The organism is Buttiauxella sp. BIGb0552, from assembly GCF_004366275.1.
Classification (GTDB): domain Bacteria; phylum Pseudomonadota; class Gammaproteobacteria; order Enterobacterales; family Enterobacteriaceae; genus Buttiauxella; species Buttiauxella gaviniae.
This window is the reverse complement of sequence record NZ_SODY01000004.1, coordinates 340040-366031: the sequence shown is the minus strand read 5'-3', so window position 1 is coordinate 366031 and position 25992 is coordinate 340040. Positions and strand designations below refer to the sequence as shown.

The window sequence follows — 25992 nt, the reverse complement described above, 5'->3', positions numbered from 1 at the left end:
TTCATGCCATAATCGCCGCTGATGTTTCACAGACCTGATCAATAATGTCCTTTACCTTACGCCCCTACCAACAAGAAGCAGTAGACGCCACGCTGCACTACTTCCGTAAAAACATCACCCCAGCGGTGATTGTGCTGCCTACGGGCGCGGGAAAAAGTCTGGTGATTGCCGAACTTGCCCGTGTGGCGCGAGGGCGAGTGTTAGTACTTGCACACGTTAAAGAGCTGGTCGCGCAAAACCACGCTAAATATTGCGCGCTTGGCCTGGAAGCCGATATTTTCGCCGCCGGTCTGCAACGCAAAGAGAGCAACGGCAAAGTCGTTTTCGGTAGCGTCCAGTCCGTAGCCCGCAATCTTGAGCAATTCCACGGCGAGTTTTCGTTGTTGATTGTCGATGAATGCCACCGTATCGGTGATTCTGACGACAGCCAATATCAGCAAATTCTCGCCCATTTACGCACCGCGAATCCTAAACTGCGTCTGCTTGGCCTGACCGCAACACCTTATCGGCTGGGGAAAGGCTGGATCTACCATTTTCACTATCACGGCATGGTTCGTGGCAATGAAAATGCCCTTTTCCGTGACTGCATTTTCGAATTACCGCTGCGTTACATGATTAAGCACGGCTATTTAACGCCACCCGAGCGCCTCGATATGCCCGTGGTGCAGTACGATTTTAGCCGCTTGCAGGCACAATCGAACGGTTTACTCAGCGAAGCCGACCTTAACCGTGAACTGAAACAGCAAAAGCGTATTACCCCACATATCGTCAGCCAGATTGTTGAGTTTGCCGCCGACAGGTGCGGCGTGATGGTTTTTGCCTCAACCGTTGAGCACGCCAAAGAAGTCACCGCGCTGCTGCCTAAAAACGATGCGGCTCTGATTACCGCAGATACCCCAGGCCCTGCCCGCGATACATTAATCGAAGCGTTTAAAAACCAGCAATTCCGTTTTCTGGTGAACGTGTCGGTACTTACCACAGGCTTTGACGCGCCCCATGTTGATTTAATCGCCATTTTGCGCCCGACAGAATCCGTCAGCCTGTATCAGCAAATTGTAGGTCGTGGCCTGCGCCTGGCTCCCGGTAAAAAAGATTGCTTGATACTGGATTACGCCGGAAATCCCCACGATCTGTTCACTCCAGAAGTCGGTGCTGCGAAAGGTAAAAGCGATAACGTGCCCGTGCAGGTTTTCTGCCCTTCATGCGGTTTTGCCAACACGTTCTGGGGCAAGACCACCAGCGACGGCAAGTTAATTGAACACTTTGGCCGCCGCTGCCAGGGCTGGTTTGAAGATGATGACGGAACCCGCGAGCAGTGCGATTACCGCTTCCGCTTTAAAAATTGCCCGCAATGTAATGCAGAGAACGATATTGCCGCCCGTCGTTGCCATCAGTGTGACCATGTTCTGGTCGATCCCGACGATATGTTAAAAGCCGCGCTGAAATTGAAAGATGCCCTGGTGCTGCGCTGTGGCGGAATGACGCTGCAACACGGTGGCGACGAAAAAGGTGACTGGCTGAAGATTACCTATTTTGATGAAGACGGTGCAGATGTTAGCGAGCGCTTCCGCCTGCAAACACCCGCCCAACGTATGGCTTTCGAGCAGCTATTTATTCGGCCACATAGCCGTGCACCCGGCGTGCCGCTACGTTGGATAAACGCCGCTGATGTTGTGGCTCAGCAATCTGCGCTCCGCCACCCGGATTTTGTCGTCGCACGTAAGAACGGCAACTTCTGGAACGTGCGGGAAAAGGTATTTGATTATGAAGGACGCTTCCGCCGGGCAAATGAATTACGTGGCTAAAGGTTCTTTTAATTGCTGATGTCGCGTGGAATGGCTATAATGCGCCCGCTTTTGCATCCGCAAAGCAGATCACTTACCTGTTGCTGGGTCGCCTGTAACAGGATTATTTAAGAGAGAAACAGTTAATGTTTACTATCAATGCAGTAGAACGCAAAGAGCAGGGCAAGGGTGCGAGCCGCCGCCTGCGTGCAGCTAACAAATTCCCGGCAATCATCTATGGTGGTTCCGAAGCTGCGATCTCTATCGAACTGGATCACGACAACGTAATGAACCTGCAAGCTAAACCAGGTTTCTACGAAGAAGTTCTGACTCTGGTTGTAGACGGTAAAGAAGTTAAGGTTAAAGTTCAGGCTGTTCAGCGTCACCCGTTCAAGCCAAAACTGAGCCACATCGACTTCGTTCGCGCTTAATCGCGAATTTAGTTCGAAAAAAAACCCGCTTCGGCGGGTTTTTTTATGGCTATTTTCCAGAACTGCGACGTTGTAACTGGTCACGCAGATTCGGTGGCGTGCCCTTAATGGTCAGCGTGTCAGTCGCTGGATCCCAGTAAATACGCTCGCCAAGTAGCATCGCATCAAAACTAATCGTTAACCCGCCACCGCTACCGGCGAATTTGGTTAACTGGCGCAGCGTGCTGCGATCGGCCGGGAAGCTTTCTTCAAGTTCATAGCCTTTATCCGCCGTGAACTGCTGGAAGTTTTTATCATCAACCGCCCACGGTAGCTCATCAGCCAGCGAAGAAAGCTCAATCTCTTCCCCGGACTGGAGTTGCTCGTTGCAGTATGCATAAACCTGCTGACGCGCGGCCTGACGCTCATTTTTATCCAGCTGCGCTTCGTTGGTGAAATCATCCAGAGCTTGCAACAAACCTTTGTTTTGCGCTTTGGCGTTTAAACCTTCGCTGGCACCAAGGAAATCCATAAAGAAATCGGACACTTTGCGCCCCACTCGCCCTTTCAGGAAAGTCAGGTAACGCGTGGATTCCGGGTTGGTTTCCCATTCGGTCAGATCGATACGCGCCACAATATCGGCGTGGTTGATGTCCAGATGATGCGTGGAACTAATATCCAGCTCTTCGTTGACGCGCATACTGCTTAAATTATTCAGCACCGCTACCAGTAAATATTCCACCGCCAGGTAGCGATATTCGCAAAACAGCACAATGCCGCCATCAGCAAATGGATATTTTGCCAGCTCATCACGTAAACGACCGGTCGCAGCACGGCTGAAGGCGAGGAAATCCTCATCACCTTTTCGCTGTGAACGCAGGGCTTGCGCTAATTCACTCTCTTCGCTGAACAGACCATATGCTTTATTTTTTGCACTATATACGCGGTGCAATTCGGCCATCATTTCTTCTACGGCGCCGTTCGTTGCCAACAGAGAATCACGCAGCACGACTTCAAGTGTCTGTTCGCCGCGTTTGATCAACTGGTGTAAGGCAATCTGGTTGATATCCAGACTCATGATAAACTCTCCTTTTAAACTCGGCGGTATTCAACCATTGCCAGAAGCCTTGTGCAACCTCCCCTAAATAATTCGGGCGGCAAGAAGGCAGCTAACGCACGTGCAGCTTGAAGTATGAAGGGGAAAGATAAAAAAGCAGAAAAACAGGTCCTTCTACGGTAAGATAACGCCCTTTCCTGAATCTAATTGATTGTTAATTTATGCCACAAATATCCCGTTATAGTGACGAACGCGTCGAAGAACTGTTGAGTGAACTGGCGAGCGTGCTGGAAAAGCACCAAACGCCAACCGATCTTTCCCTGATGGTACTGGGAAATATGGTCACCAACCTGATTAATACCAGCGTAGCTTCTGCTCAACGCCGCTCGCTGGCTCGCTCTTTCGCAGAGGCACTGCAAGCCTCCGTGAGCGAAGACAAAGCTCATTAAGGGATTGTAGTTACACGTTATGGTGACTAATCGTCAGCGCTACCGCGAAAAAGTTTCCCAGATGGTCAGTTGGGGACATTGGTTCGCCCTGTTCAATATCCTGCTGGCAACGCTGCTGGGTAGCCGCTATCTATTTGTCGCTGACTGGCCGGCAACACTCACGGGTCGTATCTATTCCTGGCTGAGTGTTATCGGTCATTTTAGTTTTGTGGTTTTCGCCACTTATCTGCTGATTCTCTTCCCGCTGACCTTCGTTGTCATGTCACAGCGCCTGATGCGCTTTATCTCGGCAGCGCTTGCTACCGCAGGCATGACACTTCTGCTTATCGACAGCGAAGTCTTTACTCGCTTCCATCTCCATCTTAATCCGATTGTCTGGGAACTGGTGATTAACCCAGACCAGAGTGAAATGGCGCGAGACTGGCAGCTGATGTTTATCAGCGTACCGGTAATTTTATTGATTGAAATGCTGTTTGCGACCTGGAGCTGGCAGAAACTGCGCAGTCTTGGGCGTCGTAAACACTATGCAAAACCTGTTGTTGTGCTGTTTTTTGTCGCATTTTTCAGCAGCCATATTATGTATATCTGGGCTGATGCCAATTTCTATCGCCCGGTAACCATGCAGCGTGCCAACTTGCCGCTCTCCTATCCAATGACAGCCCGTCGTTTCCTCGAAAAACATGGCTTGCTGGATGCGAAGGAGTATCAACGTCGACTGGTGGAACAGGGTAATCCTGAAGCTGTATCAGTACAGTACCCGCTTAGCGATCTGCAATTCCGTGATATGGGCGCGGGCCACAATGTATTGCTGATTACCGTCGATGGTCTGAACGCTGAATACGCGCCGAAAAACTTGCCGAATCTCAACGAGTTTGCTGCCAGCAACATTAGCTTCAAGCAACATATGAGTGCAGGTAACGGTACCGACAGCGGTATTTTTGGCCTGTTCTATGGGATTTCGCCTGCGTATATGGACGGTGTTTTATCCGCCCGAATCCCAGCAGCATTAATTACTGCATTGAACCAGCAAGGTTATCAATTGGGGCTGTTCGCTTCCGATGGTTTTGACTCATCGATGTACCGCCAGGCTCTGTTGTCTGACTTCTCTTTGCCTTCAGCGCAGAGCCAATCTGACGGACAAACAGCCTCGCAATGGATTAACTGGCTGACGCAGTACGCATCTGATGACAACCGTTGGTTCTCGTGGGTTGCCTTTAACGGCACCAGCATCACGGCAGATACTAATCAGCAAGCCTTTGCTCGCCGCTATGCGCGTGCAGCTGGTAACGTTGATGAGCAAATCAAACGTGTGCTTGATGCGCTGGAAGCCTCAGGCAAGCTCCAGAATACAGTTGTGATTATTACCGCAGGCCACGGTGTGCCTCTTGGCAAAGAGCAGCAAGACTCCTTCGCATGGTCACGTTCACGAATTCAGGTGCCACTGGTTATCCATTGGCCGGGCACACCTGCACAGACCATTACGAAACTCACCGATCACCAGGATGTCATGACAACGCTGATGCAGCGCCTGCTTCATGTCAAAAACCCAGCGAATGAGTATTCACAAGGTGAAGACTTGTTTGCCGCAACACGCCGTAATAACTGGGTAGTAGGTGCTGATAACAACAGTCTTGCGATTACTTTGCCGACCATGACGCTAGTGCTTGATAACAATGGCAACTACCGGATGTACGATTTGAAAGGCGAAATCATCAAAGAAACCAAGCCTCAACTTGGGTTATTGCTGCAAGTGTTGACTGATGAGAAGCGCTTTATTGCCAATTGATTGTATATTTATGAAACAGTTAGCAATAAACCGTCTTGCAAACGATCGCCAGATAAGTAGTATTATTTTTTATGCTTCGGCACGTAGCGCAGCCTGGTAGCGCATCGTCATGGGGTGGCGAGGGTCGAGAGTTCGAATCTCTCCGTGCCGACCAGAAATATCTTAGAAAGCAGCCTACTATGGCTGCTTTTTTTATGTTTGTATTTTGAATGGGGGTAAACGCCCACTCCTTTTCATCACCAGCACATCTGACCAACGTGTCGTATAACGTGGTGAAAGCATGTCTCTTTTCATCTGCCAAGGTTGCTCTATCCCTTGCCCGGCAAAGTACAACGTTCCTTTGCCTTTCTTCTGATTAATACCATCAATGGTCTGCATCAGAGCGTCACTGTTGGCTCGAGGTGGGTTTTCATCAAAGAGATTTAGCTGGGCAACGCCCTGGCTAAAAAAGTCGCAAAGCATAATTCCAGCTTTTTGATAGTGGTGACCGTTTCTCCAGATAACGTTCAGGCAACGCGTGGCTGCAGCGATAATATCGCGGGTGTCCTGGGTGGGTGTCAGCAGTTTCACCATCGCCTGATTGCCATAGTAAGGTTCACTTGCTGAGAATGGCGATGTTTTGACAAAAGCCGAAATATGGCGGCAATACTGATGCTCGGCTCTTAACTTTTCTGCGGCACGTGCAGCATAACTACATAGAGCCTGGCGCATGTGTTCATACTCAGTAAGACGCTCCCCAAACGAACGTGAACAAATGATCTCCTGTTTCGTGGGAGCAAATTCTTCAAACCCCAGGCAAGATTCACCACGCAGTTCACGGACCGTACGTTCGAGCACCACGCTAAAGTGCTTACGTATAAAACGGGTATCAGTATCTGCAAGTTGCAGTGTGGTTTGAATGCCCATGGCATCAAGTTTTTTGCTGATACGACGACCGATTCCCCACACTTCATTAACCGGTAATGCATGCATGAGTTTGCGCTGGTGATCAACATTGGATAGGTCAACCACGCCACCCGTTTTCAGCGGCCACTTCTTCGCCGCGTGATTAGCAAGCTTCGCCAGTGTTTTAGTTTGGGCGATCCCCACTCCCACGGTTAAATGCGTACGCTGTAAAAGAGTAGTACGTATTTCCCGGCCAAAATCCGCCAGATTGCGACAATTATTCACGCCAGATAAATCACAGAATGCTTCGTCGATGGAGTAAATCTCCACTCGCGGGCAGATTTCTTCCAGCGTCATCATAACCCTACGCGACATATCAGCGTACAACTCGTAATTGCTACTAAAAGCGATAACGCCCTTTTGTCGGAAGAGCTCTTTCTGCTTAAAGTAAGGGCCGCCCATTTGTACACCGCAGTTTTTAGCCTCGGCGTTACGCGCAATAACACAGCCATCATTGTTACTGAGAACCACAACTGGCTTACCTTTCAGGTCTGGCCTGAATATGGTTTCACAGCTTGCGTAAAAGCTGTTTACATCAACCAGAGCAAACATGGTTACCTCAATGATTTCACGATGTAAGTGACGACACCAAATATCTCAAGCGCCTCATCGCTGCCAATGCGAATAGGTTTGTAAGCGCGATTGAGCGGTATTAAATGGATAATGGCCCCGAGTTGTAGCTGCCTGACGATAAACTCGCCATTCATTGCTGCAATCACAATATCGCCATGTACCGCCGTTATTGCGCTATTGATCACCAGTAAATCGCCATTGCTGATACCACCCTCAATCATCGAATCGTCAGATGCACGCATGTAGTACGTGGCGGTTGGGTGAATGAACAGCAGTTGGCGAACATCAATGCTCTGTTCTGCATAATCCTGCGCGGGTGATGGAAATGCCCCCACAGTCATGCTCCATACGTCGTTGATTGGCAAAAAATAAAACGAGTTAGCGGTGCCATAAATTCCCTCACGAACAAATACTGTATATATATACAGTATCGTTAAATGCATGGGTCGATCAAGTCACTTGCAGGCAGATTCTTATAACGATTTGAAGACGTGGAGAATTTAATTAGCAGAAAAAGAGCAAGATGAATCGCACCCCAAATTTGCCCTACCGCTTCAGTCCTCACCGTTCTATGCTTAGTTGATGGAGAAAATGACTGAACTGAAACGCACCAAGCGCCTTGCGCTTTCCTTGCTGCTGATTGCGGCAGTGACTTTTGTGATAACCCTCTTTTTGCCACCGGGATTCTGGGTTAGCGGCTTAAAAGCGATTGCTGAAGCTGCTATGGTCGGTGCACTCGCTGACTGGTTTGCCGTTACCGCGTTGTTTCATCGCGTGCCGATTCCTTTTATTTCCCGCCATACGGCGATTATTCCGCGTAACAAAGACCGCATTGGTGACAATCTGGGCATCTTTGTGCAGGAAAAGTTTCTTGATACTCAATCACTCATAGCACTGATTCGCCGCCACGAACCGGCACATATGATTGGCCAGTGGTTCAGCAAGCCCGATAACGCCCAGCGCGTTGGCCAGCATCTGTTGCAAGTGATGAGCGCATTTTTGGATCTGACAGACGATGCGCGTATTCAGCGGTTGATCCGCCAGGCGGTACACAAAGCGATTGATAAAGTCGATTTAACACATTCAAGCGCTCTATTGCTGGAAAGCCTGACCAAAAATAACCGCCATCAGGAATTGCTCGACGCAGTGATTGCTCAAATGCTCACACTGATTAAACGTGAGAGTACGCGGGCGTTTATTGCCCACCAAATTGTCCGCTGGCTGGAAACGGAGCACCCACGTAAAGCCAGCATTCTGCCGACAGAATGGCTGGGGGAACATAGCGCCCAGCTGGTTTCCAATGCGGTCAACTCGTTCCTTGATGATGTCAGCCACGATCAAGGCCACCAGATCCGCCAGGCATTCGATCGAGCCACATTAAAGCTTATCGAGAAACTTAAGCACTCGCCGCAAATGGCGGAAAAAGCAGACAGCATCAAGAGTTATTTGAAAGAGGATGAGGCATTTAACCGCTATCTGGGCGAACTTTGGGGCGATTTGCGGCAATGGCTGAAGGTTGATGTTAATGCTGAGGACTCGCGCGTGAAACAGCGAATTGCTGAGGCTGGACAGTGGCTTGGGGAAACGCTAGTTGCCGACAGCGCGTTACGCGCTTCATTAAACGAGCATCTGGAGCAGGCAGTACAAAAGATCGCACCTGAGTTTGCTACGTTCCTGACGCGTCATATTAGCGACACGGTCAAAAGTTGGGATGCGCAGGATATGTCGCGGCAAATCGAGCTGAATATCGGTAAAGACTTACAGTTTATCCGTATTAACGGCACGCTGGTTGGGGGATCAATCGGGCTGGTGTTGTACCTGCTATCGCAGATACCAGCGGTGCTACCGTTACTGAACTTATAAAGAAAACGCCCGCATCAGCGGGCGTTAGAGAATCAATGGTTTTGTTTCGGTTGGTCGTTGTGACCGACTTTTGAGAAGACGTTAAAGACTTCACCCAATCCATAGATAAGACCGAGAATCACCGCCATAACGATTGGCACCATGACCACGGCAAACACCAAGCTTTTCAATAACTCTAACATGGATGCCTCCAACAAAAGTGAGAACGGCTATTCTAACGACCTGACAGAAAAACGCACTCTCCTTTTGTGCGATTTGCCCAACCCCGCGCAATAGAGGAAAATGGCGTTTTCATTATTGCGGAGAGGTTATGCAAGCTGAAATTTTACTGACGCTGAAACTCCAGCAGCGGCTGTTCGCCGATCCACGTCGTATCGCGCTACTTAAACAAATACAACATACCGGCTCAATTAGCCAGGGTGCGAAGCTTGCAGGCATCAGCTACAAAAGTGCCTGGGATGCCATCAATGAGATGAATCAGTTAAGCGATGAGACATTAGTTGAACGAGCGACAGGCGGTAAAGGCGGTGGCGGCGCGATACTTACACGCTATGGTGAGCGTCTTATCCAACTGTATGAACTGCTCGCGCAAATCCAACAAAAAGCCTTTGATGTGCTGCGTGATGACGCATTGCCGCTCGATAGTCTGCTCGCAGCCATTTCACGATTCTCATTGCAAACCAGCGCCCGTAATCAGCTTTTCGGCACGGTATTGCATCGGGATGGCGAACAAGTACAACAGCACGTGGATATCTTACTGGCTGATGGCACAACACGTTTGCAAGCAGCAATTACGCGTCAAAGCGCAGAACGCCTGGGTTTGAGCGAAGGCAAAGAAGTCCTTGTACTGATTAAAGCGCCGTGGGTGGAAATCACCACCGATGCAAAACGTGCCAGCGGCGCAGACAACCAGCTCACCGGCATTGTCAGCAATATTCAGCAAGGTGCGGAGCAAAGCGAAGTTCTGGTGCAATTACCTGACGGGCAAACGCTGTGCGCTACCGTTCCAAATAACGTGGTGGAAATCCAGAAGCTGGTAGAAGGTGCTGAAGTCATAGCATTTTTTAATGCCGATCGCGTGATTATCGCAACTCTGTGCTAAAAAAACCTGGCGAATTGACAACAAGACAGGCAATCCGTAAATCTGAATTTAATGACTGCAAAAAATGGGATGTTCTATGTCGACGTTGCAAATTTCGCAAGGGGTCTTTCACCTTAGCGATACCCGAACTCTGGCCCTTAATGATTTAACCGTTAACGCCGGTGAAAGCTGGGCGTTTGTGGGTGCTAACGGTAGTGGGAAATCAGCCCTCGCCCGCGCACTTGCGGGTTCCCTACCTATACAGAAAGGCGAGCGCCAGTGCTCGTTTTCTCGCATTGCTCATCTTTCTTTTGAACAACTGCAAAAATTAGTCAGCGATGAATGGCAGCGCAATAACACTGACCTGTTGAGCCCGGACGAAGACGACACTGGCCGCACGACGGCAGAAATTATTCAGGATGAAGTCAAAGATGAAAACCGCTGCCAGAAACTTGCCCAGCTTTTTGGCATTACCCCGTTACTGACTCGCCGTTTTAAATACCTTTCAACCGGAGAGACGCGCAAAACGCTGCTCTGCCAGGCGCTGATGTCACAACCTGATTTGCTGATTCTCGACGAACCGTTTGACGGTCTGGATGTGCATTCCCGTGTACAACTGGCAGGGCTATTGGGTGAACTAAGCACGCAGGGTTACACCGTGGTGCTGGTGCTTAACCGCTTCGATGAAATCCCTGATTTTGTACAGCATGCTGGCGTGCTGGCAGATTGCGCGTTGATTGAAGTGGGCGAAAAACAAAAACTACTGGAACAGGCGTTAATCGCGCAACTTGCCCACAGCGAAAAACTAGCAGGCGTTGCGCTGCCGGAAGCTGATGACCCAAGCGCTCGTTACACTCTGCCTGCCGATCAGCCGCGCATTGTTCTGCGTGATGGCGTGGTGGAATATAATGACCGACCTATCCTGCACCAGCTTTCCTGGACGGTAAACCCTGGTGAACACTGGCAAATTGTTGGCCCCAACGGGGCGGGTAAATCGACATTATTAAGCCTGGTAACTGGTGATCATCCCCAGGGATACAGCAACGATCTAACGCTGTTTGGCCGTCGGCGTGGCAGCGGTGAAACCATCTGGGATATCAAAAAGCATATCGGTTACGTCAGCAGTAACTTACATCTGGATTATCGCGTGAGCACCACAGTAAGAAACGTGGTTCTTTCGGGATATTTTGATTCGATTGGTATTTATCAGGCCGTTTCTGACCGCCAGCAAAAACTCGCCAGTGAATGGCTGAACATGCTCGGCATGGACAATGCCATCGCTGATGCACCGTTCCACAGCTTATCCTGGGGCCAACAACGCCTTGCACTTATTGCCCGTGCGTTAGTTAAACACCCGACATTGTTAATTCTGGATGAACCGTTGCAGGGCCTGGATCCGCTAAACCGCCAGTTAGTGCGCCGTTTCATTGATATTTTGATTGGCGAAGGAGAAACCCAGTTGCTGTTTGTCTCTCACCATGCCGAAGACGCGCCTGAATGCATCACTAAGCGGCTGACTTTCGTTGCCAGTGACGATGCGTATCGCTACGAGTTTGAAGATTTATAGCGCCTGAACGACAAAGCTCTTTCCGTCGGGGTGGCTATGTTTTCGTTTAGCCACCCTACTTTCAGACAACCCGCAACATCCTCGTAGCTACCATTTGTTTTATAATCATTTTTACTGTTAAAGGTTGCTGTTGATATATCAGTGTAAACGATTCCACTAATTTATCCCATGTCACACTTTTGCCATCTCTGTTATGCTATGTTTAATACATACCATACGCGTAATGGAGAGCAAAATGAGAGTATTGGTAACAGGTGGTAGCGGTTACATAGGCAGTCATACCTGTGTGCAATTACTACAGAATGGCCATGACGTCGTCATCCTGGATAATCTATGCAACAGTAAGCGTAGTGTATTGCCAGTCATTGAGCGCCTTGGTGGCAAACACCCTTTGTTCATTGACGGCGATATCCGTGATGAAGCATTGCTGGCTGAAATTTTCCACGATCACCAGGTTGATGCGGTTATCCATTTTGCCGGGCTCAAAGCCGTTGGCGAATCGGTTAACAAGCCGCTGGAATATTACGACAACAATGTTACTGGCACCTTGCGCCTGATTTCTGCCATGCGCGCGGCTAATGTCACCAACTTCATCTTCAGCTCATCTGCCACAGTTTATGGCGACCAGCCGCAAATCCCTTACGTTGAAAGCTTCCCAACCGGCACACCTGCAAGCCCATATGGCCGCAGCAAGTTAATGGTTGAACAGATTCTGGCTGATTTGCAAAAAGCCCAGCCGAACTGGAGCGTGGCGCTGCTGCGTTACTTCAACCCGGTAGGTGCGCATCCGTCAGGCGATATGGGTGAAGACCCGCAAGGTATTCCAAACAACCTGATGCCTTATATCGCGCAGGTTGCAGTAGGACGTCGTGATTCACTGGCAGTCTTTGGTAACGATTACCCAACCGAAGACGGTACTGGCGTGCGCGACTACATTCACGTGATGGATCTTGCCGATGGCCATGTTGCAGCAATGCAAACACTACAAGGCAAGCCTGGCGTGCATATCTATAACCTCGGTGCAGGTATCGGTAGCAGCGTGCTGGACGTTATCAACGCTTTCAGTACCGCTTGCGGAAAGCCGGTGAATTATCACTTCGCCCCGCGCCGTGAAGGCGATCTCCCCGCTTATTGGGCAGATGCCTCCAAAGCCGACCAAGAACTTAACTGGCGTGTCAGCCGGACTCTGCAAGAAATGGCAGATGATACCTGGCGCTGGCAGTCTCGCCATCCTCAAGGTTATCCAGACTAAGGAAATGTGATGGAGCAGTTTAACCCGGTGGATCATCCACATCGCCGTTTTAACCCACTAACTGGACAATGGATTCTGGTCTCTCCGCATCGGGCTAAGCGCCCATGGCAAGGGGCCCAGGAAACACCATCACAGGAAACATTACCGACGCACGATCCGGATTGTTTCTTGTGTCCCGGAAATACGCGCGTCACTGGCGATAAAAATCCGCAATATACCGGCACTTTTGTTTTTACTAACGACTTTGCCGCGTTGATGACGGACACCCCAGACGCACCTGAAAACAGCGATCCACTTTTACGTTGTGAAAGCGCTCGCGGTACCAGCCGGGTTATCTGCTTCTCCCCAGATCACAGCAAAACGCTACCGCAACTTTCCGTAACAGCACTTGAAGAAGTGGTCAAAACCTGGCAGGAACAGACTGCGGATCTGGGTAAAACCTTTCCGTGGGTGCAGGTTTTTGAAAACAAAGGCGCTGCTATGGGCTGCTCCAACCCCCATCCGCACGGCCAGGTTTGGGCAAACAGCTTCCTGCCAAACGAAGTGGCGCGTGAAGATGTGCTGCAACGTGAATACTTTGCCGAAACAGGCTCGCCGATGTTGGTCGATTACGCACAGCGTGAGCTTAAAGACGGCAGCCGTACGGTGGTAGAAACCGAACACTGGATTGCCGTAGTGCCTTACTGGGCCGCGTGGCCGTTCGAAACGCTGCTGCTGCCAAAAACACATATTCTGCGTATTACCGATCTTAGCGCCGAACAGAGCAGTGATTTGGCGCTGGCATTGAAAAAACTGACCAGCCGTTACGACAACCTTTTCCAGTGCTCATTCCCGTATTCCATGGGTTGGCACAGTGCACCGTTTAACGGTGAGGAAAATGGTCACTGGCAGTTACACGCCCATTTCTATCCGCCACTGCTGCGTAGCGCAACAGTGCGTAAATTTATGGTCGGCTATGAAATGCTGGCTGAAACGCAACGTGATTTAACCGCAGAGCAAGCCGCAGAACGCTTGCGTGCCGTATCCGATATTCACTTTCGCCAATCCGGAGAATAAAAAATGAGTCTGAAAGATAAAACCCAACACATCTTTGCCGAACAATTTGGTTATCCGGCGACCCACACAATTCAGGCTCCGGGCCGGGTTAACCTGATTGGCGAGCACACTGATTACAATGATGGCTTTGTTCTGCCGTGCGCTATCGATTACCAGACGGTTATCAGCTGCGCGAAGCGTGATGACCGCATGGTGCGTGTTATCGCAGCCGATTACGATAACCAGACAGATGAGTTTTCGCTCGATAAACCCATCATGAGCCACGACACCCAGCAGTGGTCCAACTATGTTCGCGGTGTGGTTAAACATCTGCAAAAACGCGATAAAAACTTCGGCGGTGCAGATTTAGTGATTAGCGGTAACGTGCCACAAGGTGCAGGCCTGAGTTCATCGGCATCGCTGGAAGTGGCAGTGGGCACGGTGTTCCAGAAGTTATATCACCTGGCACTTGATGGCTCGCAAATTGCCCTGAATGGCCAGGAAGCAGAGAACCAGTTTGTGGGCTGTAACTGCGGCATTATGGATCAGCTGATTTCAGCATTAGGCAAAAAAGATCATGCATTGCTGATCGACTGCCGCACGCTCGGCACCAAAGCCGTTTCAATGCCAAAAGGCGTGGCTGTGGTCATCATCAACAGTAACTTCAAACGCACTCTGGTTGGCAGTGAATACAATACTCGTCGCGAGCAATGCGAAACCGGTGCGCGTTTCTTCACTCAGAAAGCACTGCGCGATGTTGAGCTCTCCAAGTTTAATGAAGTCGCTCATGAGCTTGACCCGATTGTTGCGAAACGCGTACGCCATGTCCTGACTGAAAATATCCGCACCGTAGAAGCTGCTGATGCGTTGGCAAAAGGTGATTTAAAACGTATGGGCGTGCTGATGGCTGAATCTCACGCTTCTATGCGCGATGATTTCGAAATCACCGTGCCGCAAATCGACACCTTAGTTGAAATCGTCAAAGCCACTATCGGTGACAAAGGCGGCGTGCGTATGACCGGCGGCGGCTTCGGTGGTTGTATCGTGGCGCTGATTCCGGAAGATTTGGTTCCAACGGTTAAACAGGCTGTCGAAAAACAGTACGAAGCGAAAACCGGTATCAAAGAAACCTTCTATGTATGCAAACCTTCGGAGGGTGCAGGCCAATGCTAAAAGAAACACCACAGCTCGCACCTGACGGGCAGCCCTTCCGCATCTCCACCCTGCGCAATAGTGCGGGGCTGGTGGTCACAGTAATGGACTGGGGCGCAACCTTGCTGTCATGCCGCGTGCCGATGAAAGATGGAACGGTGCGTGAAACGCTGCTTGGCTGTGAAACGCCAGAAGATTATCTGAATCAGGCCGCTTATCTGGGCGCCACTGTCGGCCGTTATGCCAACCGCATTGCGAACAGCCAGTTTGAGCGCGATGGCGTCACTATTAACGTGACAGCAAATCAGGGTGCACATCAGTTGCATGGTGGACCTGATGGTTTTGACAAACGCCGCTGGCGGATTGTGCGCCAGAATGAGCATGAAGTGCTATATACACTTGATTCTCAAGATGGCGACCAGGGATTCCCCGGCGAGTTGCGCGCAACTGCGCGTTATGCGCTTACCGAAGATAACTGCATCACCGTCGAATTCCGTGCCAAAACCAGTAAACCATGCCCGGTAAATCTGACTAATCACGCTTATTTCAATCTCGATGGTAAGCAAAACGATATTCGCCAACATCGTCTTCAATTGCTGGCGGATAGCTATTTACCAGTCGATAGCAACGGTATCCCACAAGCTGGACTTGCCGATGTTACGAATACAGGATTTGATTTCCGCACGGCAAAAACTATCGCCGACGATTTCCTGCATGACAACGACCAGCTGTTGGTGAAAGGCTACGACCACGCTTTCTTGTTGCAGGCGCAAGGCGATGTCAGCCAACCAGCTGCACACGTCTGGTCGAGCGATAATAAACTGCAAATGACGGTCTATACCACAGCCCCTGCCCTACAGTTTTATAGTGGCAATTACCTGGAAGGAACGCCAGCAAGAGAGCAAGGTACCTATAGTGCTTATCAGGGCCTGGCGCTCGAAAGCGAGTTCCTGCCGGACAGCCCAAATCACCCTGAATGGCCACAACCCGATTGCTGGTTACAGCCAAATGAAGAGTATTTAAGCGTTACGGAATACGAGTTTATTGCACTTTAAATTTCTCGCCCTCCGCAATGGAGGGCGATTCTTATTCTGATCGCTGGATTTCCCACCATTTAGCGACAAAAATATAACAACCATTCACATCCAACTTACACTCCACACTCTTTTTCGCTATGTTAAACGTTTAGCATTGCCGCTTGCCCCTTCGCGGCAATATAATGATAATCGTTATCATTAATCGCAGGCTTATTAAGGAGTAAACTATGGCTGTTACTAAGCTGGTTCTGGTTCGTCACGGTGAAAGCCAGTGGAACAACGAAAACCGCTTCACAGGTTGGTATGACGTTGATCTATCTGAGAAAGGTAAAACTGAAGCGAAAGCTGCAGGTAAACTGCTGAAAGATGAAGGTTACTCTTTCGATTTTGCTTATACCTCAGTGCTGAAACGTGCCATCCATACACTGTGGAATATCCTCGATGAACTTGATCAGGCATGGCTGCCAGTTGAGAAGTCCTGGAAGTTGAACGAGCGCCACTACGGTGCACTTCAGGGTCTGAACAAAGCAGAAACTGCTGAGAAATACGGTGATGAGCAAGTTAAGCAATGGCGTCGTGGCTTTGCGATCACACCTCCAGAACTGACGCGTGATGACGAACGTTTCCCAGGCCATGACCCACGTTATGCAAGCCTGAGCGATAAAGAGTTGCCGGTAACTGAAAGCCTGGCGCTAACTATCGATCGCGTTATCCCTTACTGGAACGAAACCATTCTGCCACGCATGAAAAGCGGTGAGCGTGTGATTGTGGCCGCTCACGGTAACTCACTGCGTGCATTGGTTAAATTCCTCGATAACCTGAGCGAAGACGAAATTCTTGAGCTGAATATCCCAACTGGCGTGCCGTTGGTATATGAGTTCGATGAGAACTTCAAACCGCTGAAGCGTTACTATCTGGGCAATGCTGATGAAATCGCAGCAAAAGCCGCAGCGGTAGCAAACCAGGGTAAAGCGAAGTAATTCGTTAGATGTGGAAAAGGCGTGGTTCTCACCACGCCTTTTTTATTGTTATCGCGTTAAAACTTAGCCGCGGCGTGCTTTTACTGCATCAGCTAACTGGCGCAGTACAGTTTCGGTATCTTCCCAACCAATACATGCATCGGTCACGCTCTTGCCATAAACCAGCGGCTCACTACCTTCCAGGTTCTGGTTGCCTTCTACAAGGTGACTTTCAATCATCACACCAGTAATCGCGGCATCACCACCAGAAATTTGCTGGCAAACATCTGCGCACACTTCCATTTGCTTCTTAAATTGCTTGCTGCTGTTCGCGTGGCTGAAGTCGATCATCACTTGGGCAGGCAGGCCAGCTTTTTGCAGATCGGTTTTCACCTGAGCCACATGCGCTGCGCTGTAGTTTGGCTCTTTGCCGCCGCGCAAGATGATGTGGCAGTCGCCGTTTCCGCTGGTAGTCACGATAGCAGAGTGGCCCCATTTGGTCACAGACAGGAAGCAGTGCGGCGCACCAGCTGCATTGATCGCATCGATCGCAACTTTCATGGTCCCGTCTGTGCCATTTTTGAAGCCAACCGGGCATGAAAGGCCAGACGCCAGTTCACGGTGAACCTGAGATTCTGTAGTACGTGCACCAATGGCACCCCAGCTCATCAAGTCCGCCAGATACTGCGGGGTGATCATATCCAGGAACTCACCTGCCGCTGGCAGACCAGAGTCGTTGATATCCAGCAATAACTTACGGGCAATACGCAAGCCATCGTTGATCTGGTAGCTGCTGTCCATATGTGGATCGTTGATCAAACCTTTCCAGCCCACCGTTGTACGTGGTTTTTCGAAGTAGACACGCATAACGATTTCCAGCTCACCTTGCAATTCTTCACGCAGTGTCAACAAGCGCGCGCCATACTCTTTCGCCGCTTTGATATCGTGAATTGAGCAAGGGCCAATGACAACCAGCAGACGATCATCATTTCCTTTCAGAATCTTATGAATCGCATTGCGCGCACCAGATACAGTTGCGGCGGCTTTTTCAGTGGCGGGGAATTTTTCGAGCAGCGCTACTGGCGGTAAAAGTTCGTTGATTTCTTTAATGCGTAAGTCGTCATTCTGATAATTCATGATATTTCCGGGAATGGCCTTGAGATTTAGCTTAGTTGCAATCCCTTCAATCTATCGCTTCAGACCTGAAGTGTAAACGGGCTTTTACACTTCAGGCAGAATATTCCTGGAAATGACCTAAAAAGCGTCAAAAAATGGTAAAAACCCGGTTTCCCGCTACAATTTTTAATTGTTAACACTGAAAAACACTCAATTAGCAAAATTGTATTCTGATGCGGCTTTCATGGCTGACATATTAAGCCGACAAAAGTACCAGGCACAGAATAAAGCCAGTGCACTGTTGGAAGAAGTTATCCAGCAATAACGACCATAACAGGAGCATTAAATGAATAAATTAACTGCACTTTTCCTGACAGCAACCCTTTCTGTAGCAAGCAGTCTTGCAATGGCCGCTGAAACCAGCGGGAGCAATAACGGCCAGGCAAACGCAAGTGCCGAAGCAGGCCAGGTTGCACCCGATGCGAATCAGAATCTCGCACCCAAAAACGTCGATAATAGCAATATCAATAATGGCGGCACTATGCTTCATCCTAATGGCTCAACCAGCAGCAGCGGGATGAGCAACGATGGAATGAGCAAAGAGGAAATCCATAAAAATTCGATGTGTAAGGACGGGAAATGCCCGGATATGAACAAAAAGGTAGAAACCGGTAGCGGAGATGACGTGAACACGAAAGTGGACGGCACCTCGCAGTAAATTAAGCCCGGAAAATTAAGGGGAGCTTAGGCTCTCCTTTTTTATGAGCGTTATTCAACAAGTTAACAATGTTAGTGTTTATAATTAGCGCATTGTTGCTTTACGGATACAGAGGAACCATGGCGCATACACATCAACATACCCCGAGTGATTCCAACTCCAGGCGCCTTCTGTGGGCTTTTGCCGTCACAGCGCTATTTATGGTGGCCGAAGTCATCGGTGGTGTGCTTTCTGGCTCGCTTGCCCTACTCGCTGACGCGGGTCATATGCTGACAGATGCAGCGGCATTACTGGTGGCTTTGCTGGCAGTACAGTTTGCGCGCCGTCCACCAAATACTCGCCATACCTTCGGTTGGTTAAGGTTGACGACACTTGCTGCCTTTGTGAATGCCATTGCTCTGGTGGTAATTACGATTCTGATTGTCTGGGAGGCAGTAGTCCGTTTTTATCATCCGCAACCCATAGCCGGCTGGACGATGCTGATTATTGCGTTTGCCGGGTTACTGGCGAATCTATTTTCGTTCTGGATATTGCATCGCGGAAACGAAGAAAAAAATATTAACGTTCGCGCCGCAGCCCTGCACGTTTTAGGAGATTTGTTAGGTTCGGTAGGAGCCATTGCTGCGGCACTGATCATTCTTTGGACAGGCTGGACACCTATTGACCCTATCCTTTCCATCCTGGTTTCGTGCCTGGTGCTACGTAGCGCATGGAGTTTGCTTAAAGAGAGCGTCAATGAGCTTCTCGAAGGCGCACCTCATGCTTTTGATATTCCGGTACTAAAGCGCAAACTGGCCAGAACTATTCCGGAAGTAAGGAATGTTCATCATGTCCATATCTGGTTAGTTGGTGAGAAGCCGTTGATGACTCTGCATGTTCAGGTGGTACCTCCACACGATCATGATGCTCTGCTAGAACGCATCCATCATTTTTTAAAAGAGGAATATCAGATTGAGCATGCCACGGTGCAGATGGAGTATCAGCTTTGCCATGGGCAGGATTGCGATTTAAACGAGCATGACCATCCTGGCCATGCTCATCATCACCACTGATTAGGAAAAGGCGCGTGAGCCACGTTCATGCGCACTTTTGATCCACATACGGCTACCGTTGAGCGCAATAAACGTCAGGATCAAATACTCCAGCGACATTGCATAGACGCCCTGCAAGGCAAAAACAACCACGCTAATCATGTTAATGATCACCCAAAGTAGCCAGTTTTCGACGTACTTACGAGTCATCAGAATCATCGCAACGATGGACAGTACCATCATGCAAGAGTCCCAGAATGGGAAAGCGTCAGGTTGAAGATCAGGCATCGTTACATTCATGCCTAAAGCCTGCATAACGGAAACCGCCGTATGAGTCAGGAAAGCAAATACTGGGTCGATGAAGATTGTCATCAGTCCAATAGCACCGACGCAGAATACAATCCAGGCCAGCGCCTTAGGTAATGGTAACCAACGGATATGGAGTGCAGCCTGATTGTCACTGGTCTGTCTCGACCAGGCATACCAGCCATAAATATTAGCCGCAAAGAAGAACAATTGTAGCAGAAGGCTCGCGTAGAGTTGAATCTGGAAGAAAATAATCGCAAATAGAGTGACGTTAATTAAACCAAATGCGTAGTTGCTGATTTTCTCAAGGCTTGCCAGCCAGATACAGAGTAAACCCGCTAGTGTCCCGACTGCCTCAATCCACGATAAATCATACCCGCCAGCCCCGATGGGTATGTGAACCAAAATGTTCTGCGTGCTAAAAAAGTCCATATTCGCTCCTTTTTAAGGTATTCCCAAAATAATTGAAGCTGCATCAAGGATACGTGAACGTAGCCAACGCAGATGCAGCTTCAAATATGACAGGATAAAAACCCTTACGCATTACCCTTAACATTGCGTCGCAACTCAGCGGCAAAATCTAACATTCGATTTAAAGGCACCAGCGCGCCCTCACGCAGCGCAGCATCAACATGGATCTCGTGTGCCGATCCGCCTTGTTCTAGCCCCTCAGCGATGGCTTTAAGGCCGTTCATCGCCATCCATGGGCAATGTGCACAGGTACGGCACGTTGCACCTTCTCCTGCGGTTGGCGCTTCAAACAATTCTTTATCCGGGCATGCCTGCTGCATTTTGTAGAAAATGCCACGATCCGTGGCCACTATCAGTTTCTTGTGGGGCAACGTTTTCGCTGCAGCAATCAGCTGGCTGGTAGAACCGACAGCATCGGCCAAATCAACGATTGCTTGCGGTGATTCCGGGTGAACCAATACAGCTGCATCAGGATAAAGTGCCTTCATGCGCGTTAGCGCCTGAGTTTTGAACTCGTCATGTACGATACACGCGCCCTGCCAGCACAACACGTCAGCGCCAGTCTGCTTTTGAACGTAATTTCCCAGATGACGATCCGGAGCCCAAATAATTTTCTCGCCCAGACTGTCCAGATGTTCAATTAATTCAACTGCAATGCTGGAAGTCACAACCCAATCCGCACGCGCTTTTACCGCTGCGGAAGTATTAGCATAGACCACCACTGTGCGATCAGGATGTTGATCGCAGAAGGCGTTGAACTCTTCGATTGGGCAGCCGAGATCCAAAGAGCACTCTGCATTCAGAGTTGGCATCAGAACGGTTTTTTCTGGGCTAAGGATTTTCGAGGTTTCCCCCATAAAGCGTACCCCGGCAACCAACAGCGTGGTTGCTGGATGATTGGCTCCGAAACGCGCCATCTCCAGCGAATCAGAGATACAGCCCCCCGTCTCTTCAGCCAGAGCCTGAATTTCAGGATCAGTGTAGTAATGAGCCACCATCACAGCATTCCGCTCTTTCAGCAGACGCTTGATTTTCTCACGGTAAAATTGCTTTTCATCCGCGCTCAAAGGCTGTGGTTTAGGTGGGAAGGGATAAATCGCTGCTTCTGGATCGAACATTACGCTCATAGTGCTTTCTCGTTTGACTGACTTAACCAAATTAGCACTATTCTGGCGAAGACCCACCAGAAATGGCCACGGTTGTTTTGTATGCTAAACAAGATAGCGAATTACGGCGGAATTGTCGTGGGGAATTTACAGTTACCTCAGCCCAATGCCTTCCCTCTGCAGCAGGAGGAACTCGTTCAGGCTGTAGAAACGAAAAAAGCGCCAAAAGGCGCTTTTTTCTGAATTTGGTGGGGCGTGCAGGATGATTCGGCCTTTGGCCTCACCCTCCGGGTCGTTGCTACGCAACGCTGTTTCGCTTTCGCTCAACTCGAACCTGCTGCAGGTTCAAACCCTTCACGATTCACTGACTTCGTACTACATCGAAATTGGTGGGGCGTGCAGGATTCGAACCTGCGACCAATTGATTAAAAGTCAACTGCTCTACCAACTGAGCTAACGCCCCGAATGGTGGGTGATGACGGGCTCGAACCGCCGACCCCCTCCGTGTAAAGGAGGTGCTCTACCAACTGAGCTAATCACCCAAACTTCGGTACTACTTCGCACTACTTAAATATTGGTGGGGCGTGCAGGATGATTCGGCCTTTGGCCTCACCCTCCGGGTCGTTGCTATGCAACGCTGTTTCGCTTTCGCTCAACTCGAACCTGCTGCAGGTTCAAACCCTTCACGACTCACTGACTTCGCACTACTTAAATATTGGTGGGGCGTGCAGGATTCGAACCTGCGACCAATTGATTAAAAGTCAACTGCTCTACCAACTGAGCTAACGCCCCGCAATGCGGTTTACTGCTTCTTCAAACACTTACTACATCGAGATTGGTGGGGCGTGCAGGATGATTACTCGTCTCTTCCTGAGACTCGCCCTCCGGGCCGCCGCGAGCGGCGTTCAAAATCGTTCCCGACGATTTTGTCGACCTGCTGCAGGTTCAAACCCTACACGATTCACTTACTTCGTACTGCTTCGAAATTGGTGGGGCGTGCAGGATTCGAACCTGCGACCAATTGATTAAAAGTCAACTGCTCTACCAACTGAGCTAACGCCCCGCAATGCGGTTTACTGCTTCTTCAAACACTTACTACATCGATTGGTGGGGCGTGCAGGATTCGAACCTGCGACCAATTGATTAAAAGTCAACTGCTCTACCAACTGAGCTAACGCCCCGCAATGCGGTTTACTGCTTCTTCAAACACTTACTACATCGAAATTGGTGGGGCGTGCAGGATGATTCGGCCTTTGGCCTCACCCTCCGGGTCGTTGCTACGCAACGCTGTTTCGCTTTCGCTCAACTCGAACCTGCTGCAGGTTCAAACCCTTCACGATTCACTGACTTCGTACTACATCGAAATTGGTGGGGCGTGCAGGATTCGAACCTGCGACCAATTGATTAAAAGTCAACTGCTCTACCAACTGAGCTAACGCCCCAATTTCGTGTCACTTTCGGTTTGTTTGATATCCCTTGGCAACGGCGGCATATATTACTGATTTAAGATTTTGACGCAACAAGAATTTCGATCAAGATCACCTAATGGCTTGTGTTTTGTCCGGCTTGACCAGAAAAGCAACAATATCTGGTCAGGCCGCACACACTACATCGCATTCAGACGTTTTTGAGCCTGCTTTGCGCCATCGGTATTTGGGAACTGTTTGATCACTTGTTGATACACAGCTTTCGCTTTTGCGGTATCGCCTTTGTCTTGCATGATCACACCGACTTTATACATTGCATCTGGAGCCTTAGGTGATTTCGGGTAATTTTTCACCACAGAGGCAAAATAAAACGCCGCATCATCCTTTTTCCCCTTGTTGTAATTCAACTGACCTAACCAATAATTTGCATTTGGCTGGTAAGTTGAATCCGGGTACTTTTTAACAAAACTCTGAAATGCAGCAAGGGCTTCATCCTGACGGGACTTATCCTGCACCATGGCAATAGCCGCATTGTAGTCGCTGTTAGCATCACCACCTTGCGCAGGGGCTGCTGCAGGTGTCTGAGCTGCCGCACCAGTATCAGGTGTAGCTGCCGCTGCAGCCCCCTGATCGGTACTACCAGCCGCTTGTCCTGCTGCACCACCACTACCAAGGCTGTCTATCTGCAATAAAATTTGCTTCTGACGCTCAACAACCTGATTCAATTGGTATTGGCTTTCCTGAATTTGACCACGCAGGGAATCAATATCATTTTGATTATCAGAGAGTTGTTGTTGGAGTTGGGTTAAAAGTTGACTATGAGCGTTAGAAATACGCTCGAGTTGAGTGACACGGTCTTCGACCGAGCCTGAGCCGACACTACTGATTGGCGCCTGAGCAGTAGCGGCCCAGGGGGCCGCTATGCCAACCAGTAACGACAGACTCAACAAGTGATGTCTGAGGTTACTGTTCATGCAGTTCTCTTAGTAAACCAGTACGGCACGACGGTTTTTAGCGTAAGCCGCTTCGTCATGACCCAGTACTGCTGGTTTTTCTTTACCGTAAGAAACGATGGAGATCTGGTCTGCAGAAACGCCTTTACCTTGCAGGTACATCTTAACAGCGCTAGCACGACGCTCACCCAAGGCAATGTTATATTCCGGGGTACCACGTTCGTCCGCATGACCTTCTACGGTCACTTTGTAAGATGGGTTGCTACGCAGGAAGTTAGCGTGTGCATCCAGCATTGCAGCGAAGTCAGAAGAAACATCATACTTATCCAGACCGAAGTATACGATGTTGTTCTGTTGCAGCTGTTGCATCTGCAGGCGAGCCTGTTCTTCAGATGACATGTTGCCATTGCTACCGTTAGCGTCCATACCAGTGCCGGCGCCCAGCATACCTTCGCCGCTCTCGTTGTTGGCGCTCTTGTTAGAACTACACGCAGCGATTGCCATAACAGGCAGTGCCAGCATCAGCCCTTTCAGCACTTTGTTCAGTTGCATTTCTTTGATCCTTTAATATTTTATTATCACAGATACGGCGACCAGGCAGGAGATTTAACCTGACCATCGGTTGCCGGAAGACGCGCTTTGAAACGCCCATCTGTTGAGACCAGATTCAGCACAGATCCCATCCCCTGAGAAGAGCTGTAGATTACCATCGTGCCGTTAGGTGCCAGACTTGGCGTTTCATCCAGGAACGTTGACGATAAAGTTTGTACGCCACCCGCTACCAGATCCTGTTTGGCGATGTGTTGCTGCCCACTATTGGAGCTCACCATCACCATAAACTTACCGTCGGAACTCACATCAGCATTCTGGTTCTGAGGACCTTCCCAGGACAGACGCTGTGGAGCACCACCGTTGATATTCACTTTATAAATCTGCGGACGCCCAGCCTGGTCAGAGGTATAAGCTACATTCTGGCTATCCGGGAACCACGTTGGTTCTGTATTGTTGCTGCGTCCATCAGTTACCTGACGAATCTGACCAGAAGCTATGTCCATAACATACAGGTTCATACTACCGGTTTTAGATAGCGTGAAGGCCAGTTTGCTGCCGTCTGGAGAAAACGCTGGCGCACCGTTATGACGAGGGAACGAAGCTACCTGACGAATTGCACCATTTGCCAGAGTCTGGATAACCAGAGCAGAACGGCCACTTTCAAATGTTACATAAGCCAGTTTGCTGCCGTCAGGAGACCATGCTGGTGACATCAGCGGTTCAGGAGAACGTTTGACAACATTGGTGTTGTAGCCATCGTAATCAGATACGCGCAGTTCATACGGGAACTGGCCGCCGTTAGTCTGCACCACATAAGCGATACGAGTACGGAACGCACCTTTAATGCCTGTCAGCTTCTCAAACACTTCATCACTTGCGGTATGACCAGCATAGCGAATCCACTGTTTGTTCACCTTGTAGGAGTTCTGCGCAAGCACAGTACCAGGTGCACCAGAAGTATCAACCAACTGGTAAGCAACGGTATAGCTGCCATCACCATTTGGTGTAACCTGGCCTACAACAACGGCATCAATACCCAGAGCAGTCCACGCGGCCGGTTGCACTTCCTGAGCGGAGCCAGGCTGCTGCGGTAAGCGTGAACGATCCAGTGGATTGAATTTGCCGCTGTTACGTAAGTCTGCTGCAACGATGCCACCAATATCTTCTGGCGCAGCACCAGGGCCTCCCCATTTAAATGGCGCAACACCAATTGGACGTGCTGAGTCCACCCCTTGGGTGATCTCAATACGGACTTCTGCGTGCAGTACTGCTGCCCACAGCATTAAAAAACTTAAAGCTACTCGAAATGCCTGCTTCATCATATCTCCCTTATCTGGACCCAAAGCCCACGATAATTTAGCA

The 25992-nt window shown here is 49.7% G+C and carries 23 protein-coding genes, 7 tRNA genes, 3 other RNA genes and 1 pseudogene; 15 read left to right on the top strand and 19 right to left on the bottom strand.

The window, feature by feature from the left end; translation table 11 throughout:
* Positions 1-44: 44 nt before the first annotated feature.
* Positions 45-1805 (top strand): DEAD/DEAH box helicase, encoded by a 1761-nt coding sequence (locus EDF88_RS13865; RefSeq protein ID WP_134185204.1) that lies wholly within the window; start codon positions 45-47, stop codon positions 1803-1805.
* 125 nt (positions 1806-1930) lie between these two features.
* A complete protein-coding gene (gene rplY, locus EDF88_RS13860; RefSeq protein ID WP_034497069.1) occupies positions 1931-2215 on the top strand; it encodes a 50S ribosomal protein L25 in 285 nt (94 codons plus the stop codon).
* A 49-nt stretch (positions 2216-2264) separates the two neighbouring features.
* Here the strand turns inward: rplY and yejK are convergent, their stop codons facing one another.
* Positions 2265-3272, bottom strand: a complete 1008-nt coding sequence (gene yejK / locus EDF88_RS13855; RefSeq protein WP_064512564.1) for a nucleoid-associated protein YejK — start codon at positions 3270-3272, stop codon at positions 2265-2267.
* 200 nt (positions 3273-3472) lie between these two features.
* Here yejK and EDF88_RS13850 point away from each other — a divergent pair, with 200 nt between their 5' ends.
* From EDF88_RS13850 to EDF88_RS13840, 3 genes are all read left to right on the top strand, one after another.
* Complete coding sequence (locus EDF88_RS13850) at positions 3473-3700, top strand: YejL family protein (protein WP_034458713.1); 228 nt, start codon at positions 3473-3475, stop codon at positions 3698-3700.
* Between the two features lie 19 nt (positions 3701-3719).
* Entirely contained in the window at positions 3720-5486 is a 1767-nt protein-coding gene (gene yejM, locus EDF88_RS13845) for an LPS biosynthesis-modulating metalloenzyme YejM (RefSeq protein ID WP_064512566.1), read from the top strand.
* A 77-nt stretch (positions 5487-5563) separates the two neighbouring features.
* Positions 5564-5640 (top strand) — tRNA-Pro (locus EDF88_RS13840).
* A gap of 38 nt (positions 5641-5678) precedes the next feature.
* On the opposite strand, the gene EDF88_RS13835 is transcribed toward EDF88_RS13840, so the two are convergent.
* Together EDF88_RS13835 and umuD are read right to left on the bottom strand one after the other, a co-directional pair.
* Positions 5679-6983, bottom strand: a complete 1305-nt coding sequence (locus tag EDF88_RS13835; protein WP_064512568.1) for a Y-family DNA polymerase — start codon at positions 6981-6983, stop codon at positions 5679-5681.
* Positions 6984-6985: 2 nt separating this feature from the next.
* Positions 6986-7330, bottom strand: a pseudogene (umuD, locus tag EDF88_RS13830) (translesion error-prone DNA polymerase V autoproteolytic subunit); the annotation flags it as partial.
* Between the two features lie 256 nt (positions 7331-7586).
* Between umuD and EDF88_RS13825 the strand changes: the two are divergent.
* On the top strand, positions 7587-8867 hold the full coding sequence (locus EDF88_RS13825) for a DUF445 domain-containing protein (protein WP_134185202.1): 1281 nt from the start codon (positions 7587-7589) through the stop codon (positions 8865-8867).
* Between the two features lie 32 nt (positions 8868-8899).
* On the opposite strand, the gene EDF88_RS13820 is transcribed toward EDF88_RS13825, so the two are convergent.
* The gene (locus EDF88_RS13820; protein ID WP_064512573.1) at positions 8900-9049 is read right to left on the bottom strand and encodes an AcrZ family multidrug efflux pump-associated protein; all 150 of its coding nucleotides are present in this window, start codon (positions 9047-9049) and stop codon (positions 8900-8902) included.
* Positions 9050-9177: 128 nt separating this feature from the next.
* Between EDF88_RS13820 and modE the strand changes: the two genes are divergently transcribed.
* The 7 genes from modE (at position 9178) to gpmA (ending at position 16971) form a co-directional block, all read left to right on the top strand.
* Positions 9178-9969: a molybdenum-dependent transcriptional regulator gene (modE, locus tag EDF88_RS13815; RefSeq protein WP_134185200.1), complete on the top strand. Its 792-nt coding sequence runs from the start codon at positions 9178-9180 to the stop codon at positions 9967-9969.
* Between the two features lie 76 nt (positions 9970-10045).
* Positions 10046-11515, top strand: a complete 1470-nt coding sequence (gene modF, locus EDF88_RS13810) for a molybdate ABC transporter ATP-binding protein ModF (RefSeq protein ID WP_134185198.1) — start codon at positions 10046-10048, stop codon at positions 11513-11515.
* A gap of 235 nt (positions 11516-11750) precedes the next feature.
* Positions 11751-12767: a UDP-glucose 4-epimerase GalE gene (gene galE / locus EDF88_RS13805; protein ID WP_134185196.1), complete on the top strand. Its 1017-nt coding sequence runs from the start codon at positions 11751-11753 to the stop codon at positions 12765-12767.
* A gap of 9 nt (positions 12768-12776) precedes the next feature.
* Positions 12777-13823: a galactose-1-phosphate uridylyltransferase gene (gene galT, locus EDF88_RS13800; RefSeq protein WP_134185194.1), complete on the top strand. Its 1047-nt coding sequence runs from the start codon at positions 12777-12779 to the stop codon at positions 13821-13823.
* 3 nt (positions 13824-13826) lie between these two features.
* A complete protein-coding gene (gene galK, locus EDF88_RS13795) occupies positions 13827-14975 on the top strand; it encodes a galactokinase (RefSeq protein WP_134185192.1) in 1149 nt (382 codons plus the stop codon).
* The gene (galM, locus tag EDF88_RS13790; protein WP_134185191.1) at positions 14969-16009 is read left to right on the top strand and encodes a galactose-1-epimerase; all 1041 of its coding nucleotides are present in this window, start codon (positions 14969-14971) and stop codon (positions 16007-16009) included. The genes galK and galM overlap by 7 nt, the downstream gene beginning before the upstream one ends.
* 209 nt (positions 16010-16218) lie before the next feature.
* Positions 16219-16971 (top strand): 2,3-diphosphoglycerate-dependent phosphoglycerate mutase, encoded by a 753-nt coding sequence (gene gpmA / locus EDF88_RS13785; RefSeq protein ID WP_064512586.1) that lies wholly within the window; start codon positions 16219-16221, stop codon positions 16969-16971.
* A 63-nt stretch (positions 16972-17034) separates the two neighbouring features.
* Here the strand turns inward: gpmA and aroG are convergent, their stop codons facing one another.
* Positions 17035-18087 carry a 3-deoxy-7-phosphoheptulonate synthase AroG gene (aroG, locus tag EDF88_RS13780; RefSeq protein WP_134185189.1) on the bottom strand — a complete coding sequence of 351 codons (1053 nt, stop codon included), beginning with the start codon at positions 18085-18087 and terminating at the stop codon, positions 17035-17037.
* A gap of 325 nt (positions 18088-18412) precedes the next feature.
* Here aroG and EDF88_RS13775 point away from each other — a divergent pair, with 325 nt between their 5' ends.
* Entirely contained in the window at positions 18413-18784 is a 372-nt protein-coding gene (locus EDF88_RS13775; RefSeq protein WP_134185187.1) for a YbgS-like family protein, read from the top strand.
* 119 nt (positions 18785-18903) lie between these two features.
* Complete coding sequence (gene zitB, locus EDF88_RS13770) at positions 18904-19836, top strand: CDF family zinc transporter ZitB (protein WP_134185185.1); 933 nt, start codon at positions 18904-18906, stop codon at positions 19834-19836.
* On the opposite strand, the gene pnuC is transcribed toward zitB, so the two are convergent.
* From pnuC to tolB, 14 genes are all read right to left on the bottom strand, one after another.
* Complete coding sequence (gene pnuC, locus EDF88_RS13765) at positions 19837-20553, bottom strand: nicotinamide riboside transporter PnuC (RefSeq protein ID WP_064512594.1); 717 nt, start codon at positions 20551-20553, stop codon at positions 19837-19839.
* 104 nt (positions 20554-20657) lie between these two features.
* A complete protein-coding gene (gene nadA, locus EDF88_RS13760; RefSeq protein WP_134185183.1) occupies positions 20658-21719 on the bottom strand; it encodes a quinolinate synthase NadA in 1062 nt (353 codons plus the stop codon).
* 225 nt (positions 21720-21944) lie between these two features.
* Positions 21945-22070: non-coding RNA, RtT sRNA (locus EDF88_RS13755), on the bottom strand.
* Between the two features lie 15 nt (positions 22071-22085).
* Positions 22086-22161 (bottom strand) — tRNA-Lys (locus EDF88_RS13750).
* Between the two features lie 3 nt (positions 22162-22164).
* A tRNA-Val gene (locus EDF88_RS13745) sits at positions 22165-22240 on the bottom strand.
* Between the two features lie 33 nt (positions 22241-22273).
* Positions 22274-22399: non-coding RNA, RtT sRNA (locus EDF88_RS13740), on the bottom strand.
* A gap of 15 nt (positions 22400-22414) precedes the next feature.
* Positions 22415-22490, bottom strand: a tRNA-Lys gene (locus EDF88_RS13735).
* Positions 22491-22685: 195 nt separating this feature from the next.
* A tRNA-Lys gene (locus tag EDF88_RS13730) sits at positions 22686-22761 on the bottom strand.
* 42 nt (positions 22762-22803) lie between these two features.
* Positions 22804-22879: transfer RNA gene (locus EDF88_RS13725), tRNA-Lys, on the bottom strand.
* A gap of 44 nt (positions 22880-22923) precedes the next feature.
* Positions 22924-23049: non-coding RNA, RtT sRNA (locus tag EDF88_RS13720), on the bottom strand.
* Between the two features lie 15 nt (positions 23050-23064).
* Positions 23065-23140: transfer RNA gene (locus EDF88_RS13715), tRNA-Lys, on the bottom strand.
* A 164-nt stretch (positions 23141-23304) separates the two neighbouring features.
* Complete coding sequence (gene cpoB / locus EDF88_RS13710) at positions 23305-24099, bottom strand: cell division protein CpoB (protein WP_134185181.1); 795 nt, start codon at positions 24097-24099, stop codon at positions 23305-23307.
* 9 nt (positions 24100-24108) lie between these two features.
* Positions 24109-24630 carry a peptidoglycan-associated lipoprotein Pal gene (pal, locus tag EDF88_RS13705; RefSeq protein WP_064512605.1) on the bottom strand — a complete coding sequence of 174 codons (522 nt, stop codon included), beginning with the start codon at positions 24628-24630 and terminating at the stop codon, positions 24109-24111.
* A 26-nt stretch (positions 24631-24656) separates the two neighbouring features.
* Positions 24657-25949 (bottom strand): Tol-Pal system beta propeller repeat protein TolB, encoded by a 1293-nt coding sequence (tolB, locus tag EDF88_RS13700; protein ID WP_034458746.1) that lies wholly within the window; start codon positions 25947-25949, stop codon positions 24657-24659.
* Between the last annotated feature and the right edge of the window lie 43 nt (positions 25950-25992).

Bases quoted from the DNA above. Each gene is read 5' to 3' on its own strand.
- EDF88_RS13865 (WP_134185204.1), top strand. From the start codon at position 45: ATGTCCTTTACCTTACGCCCCTACCAACAAGAAGCAGTAGACGCCACG.
- rplY (WP_034497069.1), top strand. From the start codon at position 1,931: ATGTTTACTATCAATGCAGTAGAACGCAAAGAGCAGGGCAAGGGTGCG.
- yejK (WP_064512564.1), bottom strand. From the start codon at position 3,272: ATGAGTCTGGATATCAACCAGATTGCCTTACACCAGTTGATCAAACGC.
- EDF88_RS13850 (WP_034458713.1), top strand. From the start codon at position 3,473: ATGCCACAAATATCCCGTTATAGTGACGAACGCGTCGAAGAACTGTTG.
- yejM (WP_064512566.1), top strand. From the start codon at position 3,720: ATGGTGACTAATCGTCAGCGCTACCGCGAAAAAGTTTCCCAGATGGTC.
- EDF88_RS13835 (WP_064512568.1), bottom strand. From the start codon at position 6,983: ATGTTTGCTCTGGTTGATGTAAACAGCTTTTACGCAAGCTGTGAAACC.
- EDF88_RS13825 (WP_134185202.1), top strand. From the start codon at position 7,587: ATGGAGAAAATGACTGAACTGAAACGCACCAAGCGCCTTGCGCTTTCC.
- EDF88_RS13820 (WP_064512573.1), bottom strand. From the start codon at position 9,049: ATGTTAGAGTTATTGAAAAGCTTGGTGTTTGCCGTGGTCATGGTGCCA.
- modE (WP_134185200.1), top strand. From the start codon at position 9,178: ATGCAAGCTGAAATTTTACTGACGCTGAAACTCCAGCAGCGGCTGTTC.
- modF (WP_134185198.1), top strand. From the start codon at position 10,046: ATGTCGACGTTGCAAATTTCGCAAGGGGTCTTTCACCTTAGCGATACC.
- galE (WP_134185196.1), top strand. From the start codon at position 11,751: ATGAGAGTATTGGTAACAGGTGGTAGCGGTTACATAGGCAGTCATACC.
- galT (WP_134185194.1), top strand. From the start codon at position 12,777: ATGGAGCAGTTTAACCCGGTGGATCATCCACATCGCCGTTTTAACCCA.
- galK (WP_134185192.1), top strand. From the start codon at position 13,827: ATGAGTCTGAAAGATAAAACCCAACACATCTTTGCCGAACAATTTGGT.
- galM (WP_134185191.1), top strand. From the start codon at position 14,969: ATGCTAAAAGAAACACCACAGCTCGCACCTGACGGGCAGCCCTTCCGC.
- gpmA (WP_064512586.1), top strand. From the start codon at position 16,219: ATGGCTGTTACTAAGCTGGTTCTGGTTCGTCACGGTGAAAGCCAGTGG.
- aroG (WP_134185189.1), bottom strand. From the start codon at position 18,087: ATGAATTATCAGAATGACGACTTACGCATTAAAGAAATCAACGAACTT.
- EDF88_RS13775 (WP_134185187.1), top strand. From the start codon at position 18,413: ATGAATAAATTAACTGCACTTTTCCTGACAGCAACCCTTTCTGTAGCA.
- zitB (WP_134185185.1), top strand. From the start codon at position 18,904: ATGGCGCATACACATCAACATACCCCGAGTGATTCCAACTCCAGGCGC.
- pnuC (WP_064512594.1), bottom strand. From the start codon at position 20,553: ATGGACTTTTTTAGCACGCAGAACATTTTGGTTCACATACCCATCGGG.
- nadA (WP_134185183.1), bottom strand. From the start codon at position 21,719: ATGAGCGTAATGTTCGATCCAGAAGCAGCGATTTATCCCTTCCCACCT.
- cpoB (WP_134185181.1), bottom strand. From the start codon at position 24,099: ATGAACAGTAACCTCAGACATCACTTGTTGAGTCTGTCGTTACTGGTT.
- pal (WP_064512605.1), bottom strand. From the start codon at position 24,630: ATGCAACTGAACAAAGTGCTGAAAGGGCTGATGCTGGCACTGCCTGTT.
- tolB (WP_034458746.1), bottom strand. From the start codon at position 25,949: ATGAAGCAGGCATTTCGAGTAGCTTTAAGTTTTTTAATGCTGTGGGCA.